10 protein-coding genes, 1 tRNA gene and 1 pseudogene are annotated in these 17667 nt (G+C 71.2%); 2 read left to right on the top strand and 10 right to left on the bottom strand.

All coding sequences use genetic code 11. The annotated features are described in order from the left end of the window. The 4 genes from H8N03_RS00320 to H8N03_RS00305 all read right to left on the bottom strand — a co-directional run bounded on the left by H8N03_RS00320 (position 1) and on the right by H8N03_RS00305 (position 11814). Positions 1-2520, bottom strand: a complete 2520-nt coding sequence (locus H8N03_RS00320) for a CshA/CshB family fibrillar adhesin-related protein (RefSeq protein ID WP_187074130.1) — start codon at positions 2518-2520, stop codon at positions 1-3. Then, positions 2517-8525 (bottom strand): DUF11 domain-containing protein, encoded by a 6009-nt coding sequence (locus H8N03_RS00315; protein WP_187074129.1) that lies wholly within the window; start codon positions 8523-8525, stop codon positions 2517-2519. The genes H8N03_RS00320 and H8N03_RS00315 overlap by 4 nt, the downstream gene beginning before the upstream one ends. 114 nt (positions 8526-8639) lie before the next feature. Next, the gene (locus H8N03_RS00310) at positions 8640-11294 is read right to left on the bottom strand and encodes a beta strand repeat-containing protein (RefSeq protein ID WP_187074128.1); all 2655 of its coding nucleotides are present in this window, start codon (positions 11292-11294) and stop codon (positions 8640-8642) included. A gap of 13 nt (positions 11295-11307) precedes the next feature. Next, the gene (locus tag H8N03_RS00305) at positions 11308-11814 is read right to left on the bottom strand and encodes a hypothetical protein (RefSeq protein WP_187074127.1); all 507 of its coding nucleotides are present in this window, start codon (positions 11812-11814) and stop codon (positions 11308-11310) included. A 363-nt stretch (positions 11815-12177) separates the two neighbouring features. On the opposite strand from H8N03_RS00305, the gene H8N03_RS00300 reads away from it, so the two are divergent. Continuing rightward, entirely contained in the window at positions 12178-12510 is a 333-nt protein-coding gene (locus tag H8N03_RS00300) for a hypothetical protein (protein WP_187074126.1), read from the top strand. A 2-nt stretch (positions 12511-12512) separates the two neighbouring features. Here H8N03_RS00300 and H8N03_RS00295 read toward each other — a convergent pair whose 3' ends face one another. Next, positions 12513-12791 (bottom strand): KTSC domain-containing protein, encoded by a 279-nt coding sequence (locus tag H8N03_RS00295; RefSeq protein WP_187074125.1) that lies wholly within the window; start codon positions 12789-12791, stop codon positions 12513-12515. Positions 12792-12894: 103 nt separating this feature from the next. Between H8N03_RS00295 and H8N03_RS26565 the strand changes: the two are divergent. Further along, positions 12895-13203: pseudogene (locus H8N03_RS26565) on the top strand (DUF2061 domain-containing protein); the annotation flags it as partial. A gap of 98 nt (positions 13204-13301) precedes the next feature. Here the strand turns inward: H8N03_RS26565 and H8N03_RS00285 are convergent. The 5 genes from H8N03_RS00285 to H8N03_RS00265 all read right to left on the bottom strand — a co-directional run bounded on the left by H8N03_RS00285 (position 13302) and on the right by H8N03_RS00265 (position 17655). Beyond that, positions 13302-13386, bottom strand: a tRNA-Leu gene (locus H8N03_RS00285). Positions 13387-13450: 64 nt separating this feature from the next. Beyond that, positions 13451-14407, bottom strand: a complete 957-nt coding sequence (locus H8N03_RS00280; protein ID WP_187074124.1) for a PDR/VanB family oxidoreductase — start codon at positions 14405-14407, stop codon at positions 13451-13453. Positions 14408-14415: 8 nt separating this feature from the next. Beyond that, positions 14416-15489, bottom strand: a complete 1074-nt coding sequence (locus tag H8N03_RS00275; RefSeq protein ID WP_187074123.1) for a porin — start codon at positions 15487-15489, stop codon at positions 14416-14418. Between the two features lie 118 nt (positions 15490-15607). Next, positions 15608-16585, bottom strand: a complete 978-nt coding sequence (locus H8N03_RS00270) for a tripartite tricarboxylate transporter substrate binding protein (protein WP_187074122.1) — start codon at positions 16583-16585, stop codon at positions 15608-15610. Then, positions 16582-17655: an aromatic ring-hydroxylating dioxygenase subunit alpha gene (locus H8N03_RS00265; RefSeq protein ID WP_187074121.1), complete on the bottom strand. Its 1074-nt coding sequence runs from the start codon at positions 17653-17655 to the stop codon at positions 16582-16584. The genes H8N03_RS00270 and H8N03_RS00265 overlap by 4 nt, the downstream gene beginning before the upstream one ends. Positions 17656-17667 lie beyond the last annotated feature (12 nt).

Genomic DNA, 17667 nt, shown 5'->3' with positions numbered 1-17667 from the left:
TTACTGGCTCAGCCGCACCTGGTAGCTCACCACCAGCTGCGCGCTCGCGGCGAGCGTGCCGGTGAAGGTCCACTGCACGCCGCCGGTGCCGCCCGCCGCGGGTTGCGAAGCGATCGTGCAGCCCGTGATGCCCGCCGGCAGCGTGCCGGGGCAGGCGGCGCTCACGAACACGGTGAATGCGGGCGTGGCGTCGTTGATCACCAGCGTTGAAAGAGGACCGCCGCCGTTGTTCTGCGCCGTCAGCGTGTACTGCAGCAGCTCGCCCGGCGTCGCATTCACCGAGGTCGATGCCGTGCCGCCGCGCGTGACGTTCGCGACCAGCTTGCGCAGGGAGAGCGCCGTGGGCTCGCCGACGGTGGTCACGTCGGTCACGGCGAGGTTGGCCGAGAGCGCGGGCGACGCGTTCGTGTACGTGAAGGCCGCCGTCGCCGTGACCGTGTTCAGCGCGCCGAAGGCCGTCCCCGACGGCACGAACTGCTTCACCACGAGGCAGACCTGCTGTCCGGCCGTGACCGTGACCGGCGCCGTCAACGCGGGTTCGGTGCCGTCGAGTGACGCGCTGCAGTTGGCGTCGCGGTACACGATGGCGTTCCAGCCGGTGTTCGCGGGACTGGCGACGTTCGCCAGCGAGAAGCTCACCTGCCCGCCGCTGCCCGCCTGGAACGTGTGCGCATAGAACACGACCGAACCGGCCTGCGCCGTCTGCGCCCCGTTGGGCGTGAACGTGTTGGGCGGCACCAGGCCGAAGAGCACGCCGCTGTAGACCTGTCCCGCCGCCGACGGGTACGTGACGTTGGGCCGCGTGTAGCTGCCGCCGGTGGTGCCTGCGCTGCCGCCCGTGGCGAGGTAGCCGGCAGGCGGCGTGGCCGACAGGGTGAGCGTGCCGGTGGCGGTGGCGGGCACCCACAAGGTGAACGTGCCGTCGCCCGCGGTCTGCGCGCTCGCCACCGCGGTCGCGCCCGAAGACGCCGTCACCGTCACGGTGGCCAGGCCGGCTTCGCTGCCGTCCTTCGCCCCGTTGTTGGCCGTGCCGCCGCCCGTGCCGACGTCCGCGAAGACGGTGCCCGCGAGCCGCGACCCGTTGTAGACCCCGAAGTCCTGCGGCACCGGCGTCGGCGAGCCCGCGGGCACGGAGACCTGCAGCACGCCGCTGGGGCTCTCGGTCGGCAGCCAGCCCGCGGGCAGCGTCGGCGTGATGTCGGAGAGCGTCGTGTTGTTGTCCAGGATCACGCAGTAGGTGCCTTGCGCGAGGTTGGGCAAGGTGTACGCGCCGCTGGACGCATCGACCGTGGCGTACTGCGTGGCCGGCCCCGTGCAGGTGCCGCCGGAGACGGGCGCGATCTTCACGTAGAAGCCGGCGACGCCGGGCCCGCCTTCCGGCCCGTCGCGTGCGCCGTTGTGGTTGATGTCGTGGTAGACGGTGCCGACGATGGTGTTGAAGATCGGCGTGTTCGTGAACGTGCAAAGGATCGCGTCCCCGTACGCCAGGCTGTTGAAGGTGTACGAATTGCCGGAGACGTTGGTCGGCATCGTCGTGCCGGTGCCGGAGGTCGAGTTCGTGCAGGTCAGCGAAGTCGTGTAGTTGGCGAGCGTGCCCACGCTGCCCGCGGCCATCACCTGCGAGACGACGAAGGGGTAGCTCGCCGCGACCGTGGGCACCGAGGCGACCGCGAAGCCCGAGGTCGCCGTGCTCGTGGTGGAGCCCGAGGCGAGCACCGTGCCGGTGTTGGTGCCCAGGCGATAGGTGAACTGGTCCGCCGCGTTGTAGCGCTGCCCGGTGATCTGCGACACGACGGACACCGACGCGTACCGCATGCCGATGATGACGCCCTGCAGGCCGCTGCCCACCATGCGGGCGGTGATCTGCTTCGGGTTGTTGTCCGAACGCCAGACGAAGCTGCCGACGGTGCCGTTCACGCCGGTGACGTCGACCTGCTGCGTGCCCTCGCCCGTGACGCCCGGCAGCGTGGTGCTGCCGGTGTTGTAGATGGTGGCGATGCGCGTCCAGTTGCCGCCGGTGGTGGTGAAACGGAGCGACTCGCCGCCGTTGCTCGACTCGCCGTCGCCCACGATCATCGAGTACTGAGCACTCCCCCCGGTCGGGGGCACCACGGAGATCGCGCTGATGGTGACGGTCACCGTCGTGCCGTTGGTGGCCTGGTACAGGATGGGCCGGCCCGGGATGCCGTTGAAGGCGGCGTTGCCGAACGCGGAGCCGGTCCAGGAGGGCACGGCCACCGTGGTGAGCGCGCCGCCGGTGCGCTTGAGGTTGAACGAGACCGTGGTGCCGTCCGGAAGCGTGAACGAGAAGTTCTGGCCCGTTCCGCTGCTGGCAGTGCCGTCGTTGTAGCCGGTGAGGTCCAGCCAGCAATAGGTGCGGAAGTCGGCCGGCGCGGTGCCTTGCGTGGTGGCCGGCGCGCAGCCGGCGGCGTTCGCGCTGCCCGGCGCCGCCAGGAAGGCGGCGACGCCCAGCACGCACGCGAGCAGGAAGCGGCAGATCATCACGAGCACGCGCTTCATTGCGCCGCCTCCGCCGCTGGCTCGGCCTGCGCGCGCGCGTCCGCCTGCGCGGTGCCGGCGGCATCGAGCAGCATCTCGTCGAACTTGAAGCGCAGGCGCAGGTACGCGCCCCTGGAGGTGGTGGCGTCGCCGGCCATGTCGCGCGCGGAGAAGCCCTGGAAGTTGTAGCCCACGGACAACCAGAGATTCTTCCACACCAGGTAGCCCACTTCGATGCCGAGCGCTGCCTGCGTGGCGTGGTTGCCCCAGAGGCCGTAGGCCTGCACGCCCACGTCCCAGCGCCCGTCGATGTCCCAGACCGAGCGGCCGCCCAGGAGCTGCGTGAAGGAGCGGCTCTCCAGGCCCAGGGAGCGGTCGCGCGCGAACTTGGCCGCGTAGCGCGCGTTCATGGACCAGCCCCGCGCCGGCTGCACGTTCAGGTGCGTGGACAGGATCCAGGACGACTGGTCGTTGCCCGTCACCACCGTGGTGTCCTGTTCCTTCTTGTATTCGACGCGCGCGAGCGCGTTCCACTGGTCGCTGTCCACGGGGCGGTACGCCAAGCCGGACTGCGCCGCCACGCGCTCGTGCTCGCCGTTGCCCGTCACGGGGCGCTCGTCGTGCCAGAGGAAGCGGTTCAGCAGCGTCCACTCGCGGTCGAGGCGGTTCACCAGGGCGCCGCTCGCCAGGCGCGTGCGCGTGCTGGTGGAGGCCTGCCACTGCAACTGGCCGGACGCCTTCCAGGTGGCGGCCGCGACGTATTCCGCGCCGAGGGTGACGGCGCTGGAGTCTTCGCTGGACGGGCCCGCCACCGGCTTGATGCGCTGCAGGGTGCCGCTGACGTTCAGCCCGTTGGGCAGGCGCACGGTGCGGCGCAGGCCGAGCGCGGCTTCGGCCGTACGGCCGTCGATCGCATCGCCGACGCGGTATTCGTTGAACAGCTGGGTGCTGTCCGGCAGCGTGGAGTCGACGCCCGCGACCGTGTTGTAGCGGGAGACCTCGCCGCTCAAGGTGTAGGCGCCGTGCAGGCTGTTGATGAAGTCGTGGCGCGCGTACAGCCTGGTGGTGGGATTGAACTGGTAGTTGGCGCCGACGCCTGCCTCGCGGCCGCTGCCGCCGGCGACGGCTTCTTCCAGCAGGCCGTAGACGTCGGCCTGCGGCACGCCGGGCACCGGCACGGTGAGCTTCACGCGCGCGCTGGTGAGGCCGCTGCGGTCCGTGCCGGTGCCCGGTGCGACGGCATCGGTCGTCGAGCTCGTGCCCGGCGCGGGCAGCGAGGTCAGTGCCGCCTGCTCGTTCGTGCTGCTGTAACGCACGCCGGCTTCCAGCCTGGCGTTGCCGGGCAGGCTCTGTTCGAGCTTCAGCTCCGCGCCGACCTGCTCCGCACCCGTGGCCGCATTGCTGGTCTTCAGGGCCTCGCCGACGATGCGGCGCGTGGGGCCGAGGTTGTAGCCGATCTTGGCGCCGTATTGCGACTGGCCGGCGGACTGCGGGCTGCCCGGGTTGGCGAAGCCCGCGTCCGTGCGCGTGCCCCACACGTGCGCCTGCACGCCGGGACCTTCGTGGCGCAGTTCCACGCGCTGGCCGTGCCCGTCGCCCTGGAGGTCGGTGTGGCTGTGCGCGATCTCCGCGGTGGCCACGGTCTTCTCGCCCAGGCGGCTGGTGAGCGTGAAGCCGGAGAGGCGCAGGCGGTTGGCGGGATCGTCGTCGCGCACCGCGAGCGCGCCGACGGTGGTGCCGGGCGCGACCTGCGCGGTGACTTCGACGCCGGCCACGTCGTGCTCGGGGCCGCCGGCGTCCACGTCGTAGCTGATGCGGATGAACACCGGGTTCAGGTCGGCGTCGAGGCTGGGCACCGGCGACTTCAGGAACAGGAGCCCGCTGGAGGGCTCGATCGCGTAGTCGGTGAACGGGGCGAGGGCCGTGTCCTTCAGCACCAGCGCGGGCTGGTCGCGGCTGCGCACCAGCACGTGCACCTGCTCGCTGTTCACGATGCCGCGCGTGTCCAGCTGGAAGGGGCCGGAGGTGCCGTTGGCCCGGATCTCCTGCACGACCTGCGTGGCGGACGTGCGGCTGGCGAAGCCCTCGACGCCCAGCTTGCCGTTGCTCCAGCGCGCCTTGGCGCCGTTGAGGGAACGGGCGTACTGCGTGAGCTGGCGCGCGGCGTTGTCGCTCTGCGTGGAAAAGTCGCCGACCAGCGCGTAGTTGGTGCCGTTCTGCAGCAGCACGTACAGCTTGCCGCTGGACTGCCCGTCGAAGCCGCGCGCGGAGGAGTCGCCGTACACCGGATAGAACTGGTTCGGCTGGATGTCGCGGAACAGGCGCATGTCGGCGGCCTTGTCCGAGTCGTAGGCCAGCGTGAGCAGGCTGGAGCCGAGCACCTTGCCCTTGAGGAACAGGGCCGCGCGCGCGGAAGCGTCGGCCTTGCCGTTGTCGAACGAGCGGGACACGCTGCGGATCTCGCGCTCGAACACGTCGCCGCCCTGCGCCGGCTGCAGCGCCGACGGGCTGAGCTTGCGCAGGTCGAGGGTGCCTTCCAGCAGGCCGGCCACGAGCATCGGCCGCAGCGCGGGCACGAACTCCACGTCCATCGTCGCCTTCACCGTGCCCGCGACGACGGTGAGCTCCGCCTTGCCCGGGTTGGCGGGCGGCAGCAGCAGCACGCGCGCGGTGCCGCCTTCCGCCATCACCTGCACGCCGGCCTGGTGCGGGTCGGCGTCGGGGGCCTGCCACTGGCCGGCGCTCGCCTGCAGCGTGAGCTGCGTGCGCGCGGCCACGGGGAGGTCGCTCGCGTCGCGCAATTGCACGGTGATGGCGACCGGCGTGGCGGGATCGGCTACCGGCCGCTCGGGAACGCCGATGCGCAACGCGGCGAGCGGGCCCGGCGCGAGCACGGTGAGCTGCGCCTTGCCGCGCACGTTGCCGAAGCCGTCCTGCACGCGCACTTCGAGCGTGTTGCGGCCCGGCTTCAGGTCCACGCCGATGTACTCCCAGCCGGCGATGCCCGTCTGCGCGAGGCTGCTGCGCTTGCCGACCTGGGTCGCGGGCACGGGCTGGCCGTTGACGAACAGCGCGAACTCGGCGCCGAGCGGGCCTTTCACGCGCACCGGCGTCTGGAGGGAGGAGAGCAGCTGGCCGTCCTGCAGGCCGATGAAGCCGGTCTCGGGGGTGAGCTGCGGCAGCAGTTCTTCCAGCGGCAGCGGCTGCGCGGGGGCGGCCGGTGCTGCGGGGGCGGCCGGCGCCGGTGCGGCGCTCAGGAGCTTGTCGGCGGGCTTGTAGAGGGGCAGCGGCAGCCCTTGCTGGATCGCGCCGACCGGGCCACCCGTGTCGCCGACGGCGCCCACGTTGGCCGCACCCGGTGCGCGCGTCGCGCCGGGGATGCCCAGCGCACCGGTGGCGGGGAGCGTGCGGGTGTCGACGGTGCCGGTCGTGGGGGTCGCCTGCAGCTGCACGCCACCCGCCTGCTCGATCTCCGACGGATTGCGCAGCGCCGCGCGGCGCGCGGCGATCTGCTCGCGCAGGTCGGCGCTGCAACCCGCCACCGCGAAGTCGGCCTTGTGCAGCTCGCCGTTCTTCAGGTCCACGAAGCGGCTGCCCGCGTCGCCGGCGTTGCGGTTGTCGATGACGTGCAGCGCGGCGCCCGCGGGCAGCGTCGTGCGGTCGACCTTCGCGACGTGCGTGCGCGGCGAGATGCCGTAGAAGCTGTACTTGCCTTCCTCGTCGGTGACGGCATAGGTGCCGTCTTCCAGGTAGATGCGCACGCCGGGGAGGCCCGGCTCGTCGCCGCCCTGCACGCCGTCGCGGCTGCAGTCGGCGAAGACCTTGCCGATCACGTACGCGTCGCTCGCGAACACGCCGCCCTGCACCAGCACGCGCACGCTCGCGCGGTTGGAGAGCATGGCGCCGGCCACGGCCTGCGCGCTGTTGATGCCGTCCCCGGACTGGCTGCCCGCGCCCAGGCGCACGCGGTAGCGCAGCACGTGCTGCGCGCCGGCCGCGATGCCGCCGACGGGGAAGGTGAGGCGCGGGCCCGTGCCGCCGGCGGGATCCGCGGTGGGGGCGCCGTCCAGGCGGGCGCTGCCACGCACGTAGGCGAAGCCGGCGGGCAGCGCGTCGCGCACTTCCACGCCGGCGAGGCCCGCCGCGGACACGTTGCGCACGACCACGGCGTAGTCCACGAAGTCGCCGAGTTCGGCGGTGCGCTTGCTGGCGGTCTTCTCTACGAAGAGGCCGCTGCGGCCGCCGGTGTCCAGCGGCACGTCGATGCGCACGGCACCCGTGCCCGCGGCGAAGGTGCCGCCGTACGAGCCCGACGCATCGATGATCCGCCCGAGCGGCAGCTGGCCGGAGGGCACGGTGGACGGGAACACGTAGCCTGCCGGAGGCGTGATGCGCAGGCGATAGGTGCTGGGCTCCACCAGCGGGAACGCGTAGACGCCGTCCGCGCCGGTCACGACCGTCGACGGCGCGGGCCCGCTCGCGTCGCCGAGGAGCACGCGCGCGGCTTCACCCGGCCGGCCGCCGTTGCCGAGCCCCGTGACGTCGATGAGTTCGACGGTCGCGCCCGCGAGCGGCTGGTTGGAGTGGCTGTCGAACACGATGCCGCTCGGGTCGATCAGCAGCGAGGTCACGGCCGTCGCGGCGCCGCCGATGCAGGGCGTCACCGTGGCCGTGACCGTGTCGTTGCGCAGCACTTCCAGGATGCCGTCGCCCGCCACCACGACGTGCGTCGCGCCGTCGGCCGTGGGCACGTCGGGCTGGATGCGGAACATGCCGCTGTTGGGCGTCGTCTCGACACCCGTGAAGAACTCGACGTCGCCGGTGAGCTGGCTCGCGAGCCGGACCTGCACCGTGTCGATGCCGCCCATGTCCGCGTTGCACTGGGCGGCGTCGGCCTGCACGTACAGCGGCTTGCCGGGCGAGTTCTGCGCGGCGCGCGTGGCGTAGGTGTTGCCGGTGTAGAAGGCGACCTGCGCCTCCCGCGGCGGCAGCGGCAGCGCCACCTTGTTGCTGGTGGCGAGCTGCGTGGCGCCGGCCTCGGACCAGTCGGCATAGGCAATCTCGCTCACGGTGCCCGCGGCATTCGCGTGCACGCGCACGCGGTACTGCGCCTGCACGGCGTTGCCGGCCGCGAGCGAGGGCAGCAGCCACGCCACCGCCTCCACCATGCCGCCGGCGGGCACCGTGGTGACGTAGGTTCCGGCCGGCTGGCCGACCAGGTGGAAGAGCGTGCGCGCGGCGGGGTTGCCGGAGGATGCGAGGCCGGCGTAGTTGGTGTTCGCCGGCACCGGCGCGCGCAGCACGAAGCCGCTGGCCGCGGCACCGTCGACCGTGACGGCCTGCGAAGCGGCAGGCGCGGCGCCGTTGTTCACGGCGACGATCGTCCAGTCGATGGTGGCCGACGGCGTCGCGGCCGCGACGGAGGCGGAGAGCACCACCTGCACCGCCGCGCCGCTGGTGAGCGTCAGCGTGTCGGTGTTGCTCGCGGTCGCGCCCTGCAACACCGACGTCGCCTTGATGACGACCTGCGCCGACTGCCCGGGCAACGCCGTCGGCGGCACCTGGCCCGTCACGAGCAGGTTGGCCATGGCGCCTGCCGCGAGGTCGATGCCCGTCGCGGGCACGACGGGTTCGCCCGCATCGGCACGGCCGTTGCCGTTGACGTCGCGGACCAGTTCCAGGTTGAGCGGCGTGAAGGCGCTGCCCGTCGCGACGCTCGCGTTCAGGCGGAAGGTGCTGTCGGTGTTGCCCGTGTTGGCCAGCGTGTGCGCGATGGCGAAGGGGGCGCCGGTGGCCAGCACCTGCGCCTGGCTGGAGGCGAGCGTCAGCGCCTCGAGCGCCGTGACGCGCGTGTTCACCGTGTTGGAGTTGATGCGGACGATGTTGCCGCTGGTGGTGTCGACGAAGCTGGCGAGCGCGGTGTTGCTGATCACCACCCCGGCGGCCGGGGCGGCGAAGGCCGCGGGCCCTGCGGCCAGCAGGACCCAGCAGGCCAGCAACTTGAGGAGGACCAGGCGCCAGGACATCTCGGAGCTCGGGAGGTGCTGCGTGGCAGGTGCTGCGCGGCGCTTGCGGAAGTCCCCTGGACTCGGGCTTCCGCAAGCGGGGAAGGGGCGGACCCCTTCCCGGCTTGCGCCTGCTTACTGGGCGATCTTCACGCCGAAGGTGATGGTCGCGGACTGGCTCGAGCTCAGCGTGCCGCCGGTACCGGCGGAGGCGCCGGAGCCGATGTACGCGTTGATCGTGCCGCTCGCGCCGACCGCCGGGCCGGTGATCGCGCCGGAGCTCGTGGTGGCCAGCGTGCTGATCGTCGTGAACGTCGGCGTGGCGTCGGACACCACGATGCTGGTCGCGTTGGCCGCGCCCACGTTCGTGACGGTGATGCGGTACATCACGCACTGGCCGGGGCCGGCGTTCAGCGCGGCCTGCGAGTACGCCGTGTCGGGCGTGCCGTCGCAGGTGGCGTCGATGGCCTGTTCCTTCACCAGGGTCAGGTTGCCCGAGATCACCGTGGTGCTGTCGGTGGCCGTCGCGTCGGCCGGCGCCGTCGTGCTGTAGCCCGCGTTGACCGTCGTCACCGTGATGGTGGTGGCGTTGACCGTGCCGGCCACGGCGCCGCTGGGGGCGATCACCTTGTTGAAGATGGTCATGGACGCGCCCTTGGCCAGGCCGCCCGCACCGACGTTCAGCGTCGCGCCGACCAGCGCGTCGGTCGCATCGAGGATGCCGTTGCCGTTGGTGTCGTAGTAGAGCGTCGACGTCCAGCCGGGACCGTTGTTCGTGGTCGCCGTGCTGATCGTGCTGCCGCCCGTGCCGCCTTCGGCCACGTTGCCGTTGTTGGTCAGCGTGTGCGTGTAGACGTAGGAGCCGCCCGGGTAGGTCTGGCCGGTGCCGTTGGGCGCGAGGCTCAGCGAGCGGACCGCGTTGACGGTCACCGCGTCGCGCAGCACGTCCACCGCGCTGGAGGTGGGCGACAGCGCGCGGAAGTACACCTGCGTGGTGCCCGCGTCGAAGCCGGCGGGGATGCTCACCACCGCGCAGACCGTGGCGCTGCCGGAAGCGGCGACCGGACCGGTGTTGGTGATCGTCGCACCCGTGGTCGTGCACGCGCCGCCGCTGGCGTCGGCCTTGAACGTCACCGACCAGCCGGCCGGCAGCGTCTGCGTGGCGAATGCGGAGTCCGTGCTCGCGCCCAGGTTGTAGCTGTCGGAGATCGGGCCGGTGTTGCGGGTGACGAGCGTGAAGGTCACGGTCGTGCCCGGGTTGCCGGACAGCGTCACGACCGGCCCGGCCGCTTCGGGGCCTGCGCCTGCACCGTTGCCGGTGCCGCTGGCGGTGTGCGCCAGGTCGACGGCAGCCTTGGTCACGGCGGTCAGCGTGTCGGTCGCGGTCGACGACTTGGTGGCGTCGAACGTGGAGGTCGCGGTCTTCTGGATCGCGAACGGGCCGGTGCCGGAGGCGTTCGGCGGGAGCGTCGCCTTCACGACCACCGTGTAGGTGCCGCCATTGGCAGCCACCGGGCCGGTGTCGGGCACGCCGTCGCCGTTGGTGTCGACCAGCGGGGTCAGCTCGTCGGCCTTGTACAGCTGGAACGTGGTGCCCGTCGGGAAGGTGTTCGTCGCGGCCAGCACGATGTTGAACGTGTCGCTGCCGTTGCCGTTGTTGGTCACCACGTTGCGGAAGGTGACCGTCGTGCCCGCGTTGGCATTCGCCACGGTGTCGCCCGCCATCGTGACGGCGGCGGTCTGCACCACGGTGAAAGGCACCTGGTTGGAGGTGGCGTTCGCCGTCGTCGCACCGTTGTTGTACGTGGCGGTGGCCGTGTTCAGCAGCGTGCTGGGCGGAACGTTCGCGTCCACCGTCACCTGGAAGCTCACCCAGCCGGACTGGCCGGCGGCCACCGTGTTGACGGTCGCGGTCAGCTTGCGCGTGGGGCCGTCGTAGCTGGCGGTGAGCGTGTTCGGCGCGGTGCCGACGGCACTGCCGGTGTCGACCGGGGTCGCGGCGCCGGTGATGCTCCAGCGCGCGGAGCCGGGGACGTAGGTCATGCCCACCGGCATCGTGTCGGCGATCGCGAGGGTGCTGGCGGTGCTGTTGCCGGTGTTCGTGTAGCCGATCGTGTAGGTGTAGCGCGTGGCGGTGCCGGCGGGGCCGGAGCCGACGCTGATCGACTTGTTCAGCGTGACGACGGCGTTGCTGGTCACGGTGGTGACGTCGGCGTTGGTCTGCACCTTGGTGTTGTCACCGACGCTGCGGGCCGTCACGGTCATCGTGTTGGTCTGGCCGTTGGTGGCGCCCGCGGGCACCGTGCCCTGCACGATGAACTTGAAGGTGCCGTTGGCGGCGACCGTCACGGGTGTCGTGATCGCCAGGCCGGTGGGCTGGCCGCTGCCGTTGTCGGCGAAGATCTGCATCGAGCCCATCGTGAAGCCGGCAGAGCTGGCCACGGTGAGGTTGAACGAATCGGATCCGTTGCCGGTGTTGGTCAGCGTGTGCGGGTAGTACACGACGCTGCCCGGGTTCGCGCTCTGCGAGCCGGGGACGTCCAGGGTCAGGCTGTACACCTGCGTGACCGTGGTCTTCACCTCGTTCGAGGTGACGGTACGGGCCACGCCCGAACCGTCGGAGTACGTGGCCGAAGCCATGTTGCTGATCGACGTGCCCGCGGGCGGCGGCGCCGCGAACGCGCGCGTGCCGGCCAGGGCCAGCACCAGCATCAGGAAGAACACCGCGAGGCCGCGGGCGAAATGGAGCCACGGCATCGCAGGCCGGGGCAGGGCAAGAGTTGCAGTCATTGCTTTCCCCTCTTCAAGGTTTCACGTTGGCCGCGGAGGCCGTGGCGGCGGCATCGATGCGCACCCACAGCTTCACGACGGATTCCGAACCGGCACCGAGGGAGCCGATGTCCCAGCGGATGAAGCGGTATTCGGTGACGGGCACCGGCTCCTCGCGCGAGGTGCCGTCGGCCTGGCGCACGGTGCGCTTCAGCGGCATGGGCGCGTAGCGCACGCCGTCGACGGAAGCGGTGGCCTTGCCGGGTTCGGCGCTACCGGACACGTAGGTGGTGCCGGGCGGCACCGGGATCGTGGCGACCAGCTTGTCGACCGGCTTGCTGCCGCCATTGCGGTAGGTCCCGCTGTATTCGACGAGGTCGCCGGGCTTGCCCACGTCGGCCGACGTGAGCACCACCTTGCCGTTCACGTTCTCGACGCGGCGGGCCTGCAGCGTCGAGCTCACGGCGGAGCTCTGGGCGGCGGCCAGCTGGGCGATCACGAGTCCGGCCACCAGGAGGCAGGGCTTCAGCAATGCTTTCATATCAATCACTCGGTAGGTCGGACAACAGGGGCGCCGCCGCTTGTGACACGACGACCACCCTCCTCTGTCCGTCCCGACCGAGCGGGGCGTCCACGCGAGCACGCGGCCCTGCGCATCCAACCCGACAAGTCAGTACTCGCTACGCCCTGTCCTTCCCTGGACGTGCGAGCTCCCAACGGACGGGCTGAATGTAACGACCTATTTCAAACGTGTTAAGTTGCGAAGTAAGGGTCGGCTAAGGAAAACCCCTAACGGTCGCGAAAGCACCCCTGAACGGCAAGCGCGCGTGGCGGGCGCGCGTCGTGCTTGCATCCGCGCGGGCGCGAACCATACTGCCTTGCACCCCCGCGCAAGGAGCCTGCGATGTGCTACCTCGTTCGCCAAGATGCAGTGGAAGCGGAACACGGCGCACCGGCGCCGGCGCCAGGCTCCGGCCGCGTGCGGTCGCGCTGGGCCGGCGCGGCGGCCGCGACGCTCGTGGGCGGCTTCGCGCTCGCGGCGCTGGTCGCCCCCTCCCCGACGGCACCGCTGCAACCGCCGCAGCAGGTGGCGGCAGCGTCCGTGACGGGCCAGCGCACCGTCCAGGCGCCGCAGGGCGTGGTCATCGAGCAGACCGCGCTGCCCGCCGGCGATGACGTGCCGGCCGCGCCGGACGCGACGCGGGCCGCCATCGGCGGCTGCCACCACGGGCTGTAGCGCTACTGCGCTTCGTCCGGATCGCCGAAGAGGTCCTTCAGCGACTTGCCGGCACCCGGGGTGCCGGCGGAGCGCGGCGTGCCTTTCGGGTACTCCTCCGCGATGCGGTCTTCCCAGTAGGTGGCGGGGTTGGGCGCGCTGCAGAGCCTGCGGAACACCTCTTCCGGGACGTGCTTGTAAGCGGTGACGGACTGGTTGTCCCAGTGCAGGTCGAGTTGGCGCGAGGCCGGGTCGTAGTCCGCCTTGCGCAGGCGGCCGCTGGTGAACTGCTTGACGGGCATGGCGAGCCTCCCGTGGCCGCCAGTCTAGGCGGGGCGCATGCGGCAATCATAGCCATTGGCTATTCCAATCCCGCAGTCAGATGAGAATCGCTATCATTTCTGCATGCGATTCCGCAGCTTCGACACCAGCCTCGCCAAGACCGCCAGCTTCGCGGTGATCCACCTCGCGATCGCCCTCTCGCTGGGCTGGCTGTTCACGGGCGGCTTCGTGCTGGCCGGCATGCTGGCGCTGCTCGAGCCCGCGGTGAACACCGTCGTGGGCCATCGGATCGGCAAGCTGGGCATCGGCGCCGGACGCAGCCGCAGGCAGCAGGCCGCGATGCGGTCGGCGGTGCTGGGCGTGTCGCACCTCGTGGTCGCGATCGGCATCGGCCTCCTGCTCGGGGGCAACTTCGTCGCGATGACCGCGTACGCCATCGTGGAGCCGATGGCCAATGCGGTGGCGCACTACTTCTTCGACCTCTGGTGGCAGGGGAGGAGCGTGCGCGACGGCCGCAAGGCGCGGCCGGATGGTGCCCAGGAGAGGACTCGAACCTCCACGGAGTTACCCGCTAGTACCTGAAACTAGTGCGTCTACCAATTCCGCCACCTGGGCGCTTCAGGAGGGCGGATTATGCGGTGCGCCGGCGGCCCAAGCTGAAGCGAGGCTGAAACGTCCGCTACAGGTCGAGTTCCAGCTCCGGTCCGACCGAGCCCGAGCAGCACACCATCATCGTCCTGCCGGCGGCGCGCTCCGCTTCCGACAGCAGCATGTCCCGGTGTTCCGGCGTGCCGCGCAGCACGCGCGTTTCGCACGCCCCGCAGACGCCTTCGCGGCAGGAATACGGCACGTCGATGCCGCAGGCTTCCAGCGTCTCCAGGATGGTCTGGCCGGCAGGCACCTGCACGCTGCGCCCGCTGCGCGCGAGGTGCACGACGAAGCCGCCGCTGCGCGCTGACGCCTCCGCAGGCCCGAAGGCCTCGAAGTGCACGCGCGCGGGATCGATGTCGCGGCAGGCGGCCTGGAACGCCTGCAGCATGCCCGCGGGACCGCAGCAATAGAAGTGCGCTCCCGCCGGCGCCTCACGCACGATGCCCTCGATGTCGAGCCGCTCGCCGCCCTCGTCCGCGAAGGACAGGTGCACCCTGCCCGCGCGGTGCGGCGCCTGCAGCTCCTCGAGCAGTGCGGCGCTCGCGCGGCTCGCGTTGCCGTAGTGCAGCTCCCAGGGCCGCCCACGCTCCTCCAGCCGCTGCACCATGCTCCACAGCGGCGTGATGCCGATGCCGCCGGCGAGCAGCACCGAGCAGGGCGCATCCTCCTGAAGGGCGAAGTTGTTGCGCGGCGCGCCCACCTCGATCACCTGCCCCGCGCGCGCCTGCTCGTGCAGCCAGGCAGAGCCGCCGCGGCTCGCCGGATCGCGCTTGACGCCGATCACGTAGCGGTGCCGCTCGTTCGCGCTGTTGACCAGCGAGTAGCTGCGCACCAGCCCCGGCGCGAGATGCACGTCGACGTGCGCGCCGGGCGTGAAGGCGGGCAGCTCGCCCGCCTGCGGCCGGCGCAGCTCGAACAGCAGCACGCCTTCGGCGGCATGCGTGATGGCGTGGATGCGCAGCGGCACCGGCGCGGCGGTCTGCATGGCCGTCCTCAGAAGTCGTGGCGCACGCCGACCAGCAAGGCGCGCGGATCCGCGTCGAACACGGTGCCGCCGACGCGCACGGTGCCCGTGTTGAGCGCCAGGCGCGCGTTCGCGTCGTTGCGCACGGTGCCGTAGCCGGCATAGAGCGAGGTGCGCTTGGACAGCGGATGCACGTACGCGATGCCGGCGGTGAGCGCATGGCCCTGCTCGGGGCGGCCGACGACGTCCTGCCGCGTGCGCGTCACCTGCACCTGCACCTGGCCGACGCCCACCTTCGTGCTCGCGCCCAGCCAGAAGGCGCGGCTCTTGTCGACCGCGCCCGCGGTGGCGGTCACGGGATTGGCCTGCCAGAAGCCGGTGCTGAGCGTGAAGCTGCCGAAGTCGTACTCGAGGCCCGCGCCGCCTTCGCGCATGTCCGCGGTCTCCGTCGTCGAGCCGGGACGCAGGTCGCTGCGGCGCTGCACGGCGGCGGCGACGAACAGCTTGCCCGCCGCGTACTCCAGCGACGCGGCGGTGAGCCGCCCCTGCTCGTCCGGCTGCGCGACTTCCGCGCCGAACGTGTACGCCAGGCGCCCGCGGAAACCGCCGAAGGCCGGCGTCGCGTAGAAGATGCCGTTGTTGGCACGCGTGACGATCACGCCGCTGGACGTCGCCGTCGTGCCCGGCAGGCCGAAGCGGAAGCGGTCGGTGCGGAAGATCGTCCACCATGCGGGCGTGTAGTCGCGCCCGAGGTACAGCTCGCCGAAGCCGCCTTGCAGCCCCACGACCGACTTGCGCCCGAACACCGTGCCGGCCGCTTCGCCGAAGGTGAGCAAGGCGCCCGTGTCGTTGGCGATGCCCATCTCGAGGTTGAAGGTCGCGCGCAGGCCGCCCCCCAGGTCCTCGATGCCGCGGAAGCCGAGGCGCGTGCCGGCCTGGTTGCCGGTGGCCAGCTCGTACTCCGTGCGCGCGCCGGTGTCGGCGGCCATCACGCCCGCGTCCATGATGCCGTAGATGGTGAGGCTGCTCTGTGCGTGCGCGGTGCCGGCGCACGCGGCGGCGATCGCAAGCGCCGCGAGGCGCGGGCGGAGGGTCGGTTTCATTGGGCTGTCTCCTCTTCTTCGTGTTGCGGGCGCACGCGGCCCGTCCCGGCCGGTGGCCGCGACTTGCCCTTGCGTCCTGGGATGCGGGCCGCGCGCGAGCGCTGCCCGCGGATTCGGCTTACTCGGGGCGCAGCCCCATGTCCTTCACCAGCTTCGCGTACTTCGCGATCTCGGCGCGCTGGAACTCGGCGAGCTGCTGCGGCGTGCCGGCGACCACGTCCACGCCGTCGTTCTCCAGCGGGCCGCGCACCTTGGCGTCGGCGAAGGCCTTGACGGTCTCCGCGTGCAGGCGCTGCACGATCGCGGGAGGCGTGCCGGCGGGCGCATAGAGGCCGAACCACAGCAGCACCTCGTAGCCCGGCAGGCCGGCTTCGGCCATCGTCGGCAGCTTGGGCACGGCCGGCGAGCGCTGCTGGCTGGTGACCGCCAGGGCCTTCAGCTTCCCGGAGTTCACCAGCGGCAAGGAGAGCGCGGTGCTGTCGAACAGGATGTCGACGTGCCCGCCCAGCGCGTCCTGCACCGCCTGCGCGGGGCCGCGCGCCGGCACGTGCAGCAGTTCCACGCCCGCCATCGTCGCGAGCAGCGAACCGGCGATGTGGCCCGAGGTGCCCACGCCGGCGGAGGTGTAGGTGAGCTTGCCGGGATGCTTCTTCGCCTCGGCGATGAGGTCGCGCAGCGAGTTGCCCGCGAAGGTCGGGCGCACCAGCAGCATGTTGGGCACCGTGGCCAGCAGGCTCACGGGTTCGAAGCCCTTCACCGCGTCGTAAGGCAGCTTCATCAGGCTGACGTTGATCGCATGCGAGGCATGCGCGCCGAGCAGGATGGTGTAGCCGTCCGGCTTGGAGCGCGCCACGAAGTCCGTGCCGATGGTCGCGCCGGCGCCGGGCTTGTTCTCGACGACGACGGGTTGCCCCATGGACTCCGACATCTTCTGCGCGAGCGAGCGCGCGATGCGGTCCGTCACGCCGCCCGGCGGGAAAGGCACCACGAACTTGATGGGCCGGTCGGGATACGGCGCGTCCGCCGCGTGGGCGACGAATGCGGCGGACGACAGTGCGGCGAGTGCCGCGACGAGCGAGAAGAGCCTGCGTTTCATGCGTTCACCTTTGCACGTTGCGTACCTGCTGCCTGCGGTTCCTGCGGCGTGGCCTCGGCGGCGGCCATCTGCTCCAGCATGCGGCGCACGCGGGACGGGCCGGCATCGATCGCGAGGAAGGCGATCTGCCGCAGCCCCGTGGCGTCCTGCTCCTGCTGGATGGCGCCGCAGATCACGTTGTCTTCCTCGAAGGTGCGCGTCATGCCTTCGATGAGCGACGCCTCCAGCGCGTCGTCGCCCACCGCGTAGTTGCGCACGTGCATCCAGAAGAAGTGCGTCGTGCCTTCGGTCTCCGGCGTGAGGAACTTGTAGCTGAACGCGCGGTGGCCGCGGTCCATGTTCTCCTCGGTGTGCTCCTGGCCGGCGTCCAGCGTGCACACGTCCACGCGCGACACGCAGGGCGCGAAGTAGTTGTAGTACTGGCAGCGGTCCGTGAGGCCCTGGAAGCCGCCGAACTTCACGTCGATGGGCGGCGGCGGCGCGTTGTTGGTCCAGCGCCAGCTCACCACCTGGTTGCCGTGCTGCTCCACCTTCACGGGCACTTCGCTCGCCGCCGGATTGCCGATCGTGGAGCGGTGCGCGTACGTGGTGTGCGCCGGGTCCTGCAGGTTCTCGGCGATGTTGAGGTAGTTGGTGCGGTGGTACTGGTACTGGCTGTCGATCACCGCCCAGCCCGGCTCCCCATGGCGGAGCACCTGGTGCACCAGCGCGGGATCGGCCTTCTCGGGCTCGCCCATCCAGATCCAGATCGCGTTGTAGCGTTCCACCACGGGGAAGCTGCGCACCATGGCGCCGGGCGGGATGCGGTCCTGGCCCGGGACCTTCACGCACTTGCCGGAGCAGTCGAATTCGAGCCCGTGGTAGCCGCACTGCACGTGGTCGCCCACGAGGCGGCCCATGGACAGCGGCAGCAGCTTGTGCGCGCAGCGGTCCACGAGCGCCGCGGCGGTGCCGTCTTCCTTGCGGTACAGCACGATGGGTTCGCCGAGGATGCGGCGCTTGAACAGGCTGCGGCCGATCTCCTTCGACCACGCCGCTACGTACCAGGCGTTCCGGATGAACGTCGTCATGAAAGTCTCCGA

The organism is Ramlibacter cellulosilyticus (assembly GCF_014297465.1).
Lineage (GTDB): Bacteria > Pseudomonadota > Gammaproteobacteria > Burkholderiales > Burkholderiaceae_C > Ramlibacter > Ramlibacter cellulosilyticus.
The sequence above is the reverse complement of the archived record's forward strand: the minus strand, read 5'-3'. Positions and strand labels throughout refer to the sequence as shown.

Excerpts from the sequence above, each read along its gene's own strand:
- H8N03_RS00320 (WP_187074130.1), bottom strand. The coding sequence starts at position 2,520 with ATGAAGCGCGTGCTCGTGATGATCTGCCGCTTCCTGCTCGCGTGCGTG.
- H8N03_RS00315 (WP_187074129.1), bottom strand. The coding sequence starts at position 8,525 with ATGTCCTGGCGCCTGGTCCTCCTCAAGTTGCTGGCCTGCTGGGTCCTG.
- H8N03_RS00310 (WP_187074128.1), bottom strand. The coding sequence starts at position 11,294 with ATGACTGCAACTCTTGCCCTGCCCCGGCCTGCGATGCCGTGGCTCCAT.
- H8N03_RS00305 (WP_187074127.1), bottom strand. The coding sequence starts at position 11,814 with ATGAAAGCATTGCTGAAGCCCTGCCTCCTGGTGGCCGGACTCGTGATC.
- H8N03_RS00300 (WP_187074126.1), top strand. The coding sequence starts at position 12,178 with ATGTGCTACCTCGTTCGCCAAGATGCAGTGGAAGCGGAACACGGCGCA.
- H8N03_RS00295 (WP_187074125.1), bottom strand. The coding sequence starts at position 12,791 with ATGCCCGTCAAGCAGTTCACCAGCGGCCGCCTGCGCAAGGCGGACTAC.
- H8N03_RS00280 (WP_187074124.1), bottom strand. The coding sequence starts at position 14,407 with ATGCAGACCGCCGCGCCGGTGCCGCTGCGCATCCACGCCATCACGCAT.
- H8N03_RS00275 (WP_187074123.1), bottom strand. The coding sequence starts at position 15,489 with ATGAAACCGACCCTCCGCCCGCGCCTCGCGGCGCTTGCGATCGCCGCC.
- H8N03_RS00270 (WP_187074122.1), bottom strand. The coding sequence starts at position 16,585 with ATGAAACGCAGGCTCTTCTCGCTCGTCGCGGCACTCGCCGCACTGTCG.
- H8N03_RS00265 (WP_187074121.1), bottom strand. The coding sequence starts at position 17,655 with ATGACGACGTTCATCCGGAACGCCTGGTACGTAGCGGCGTGGTCGAAG.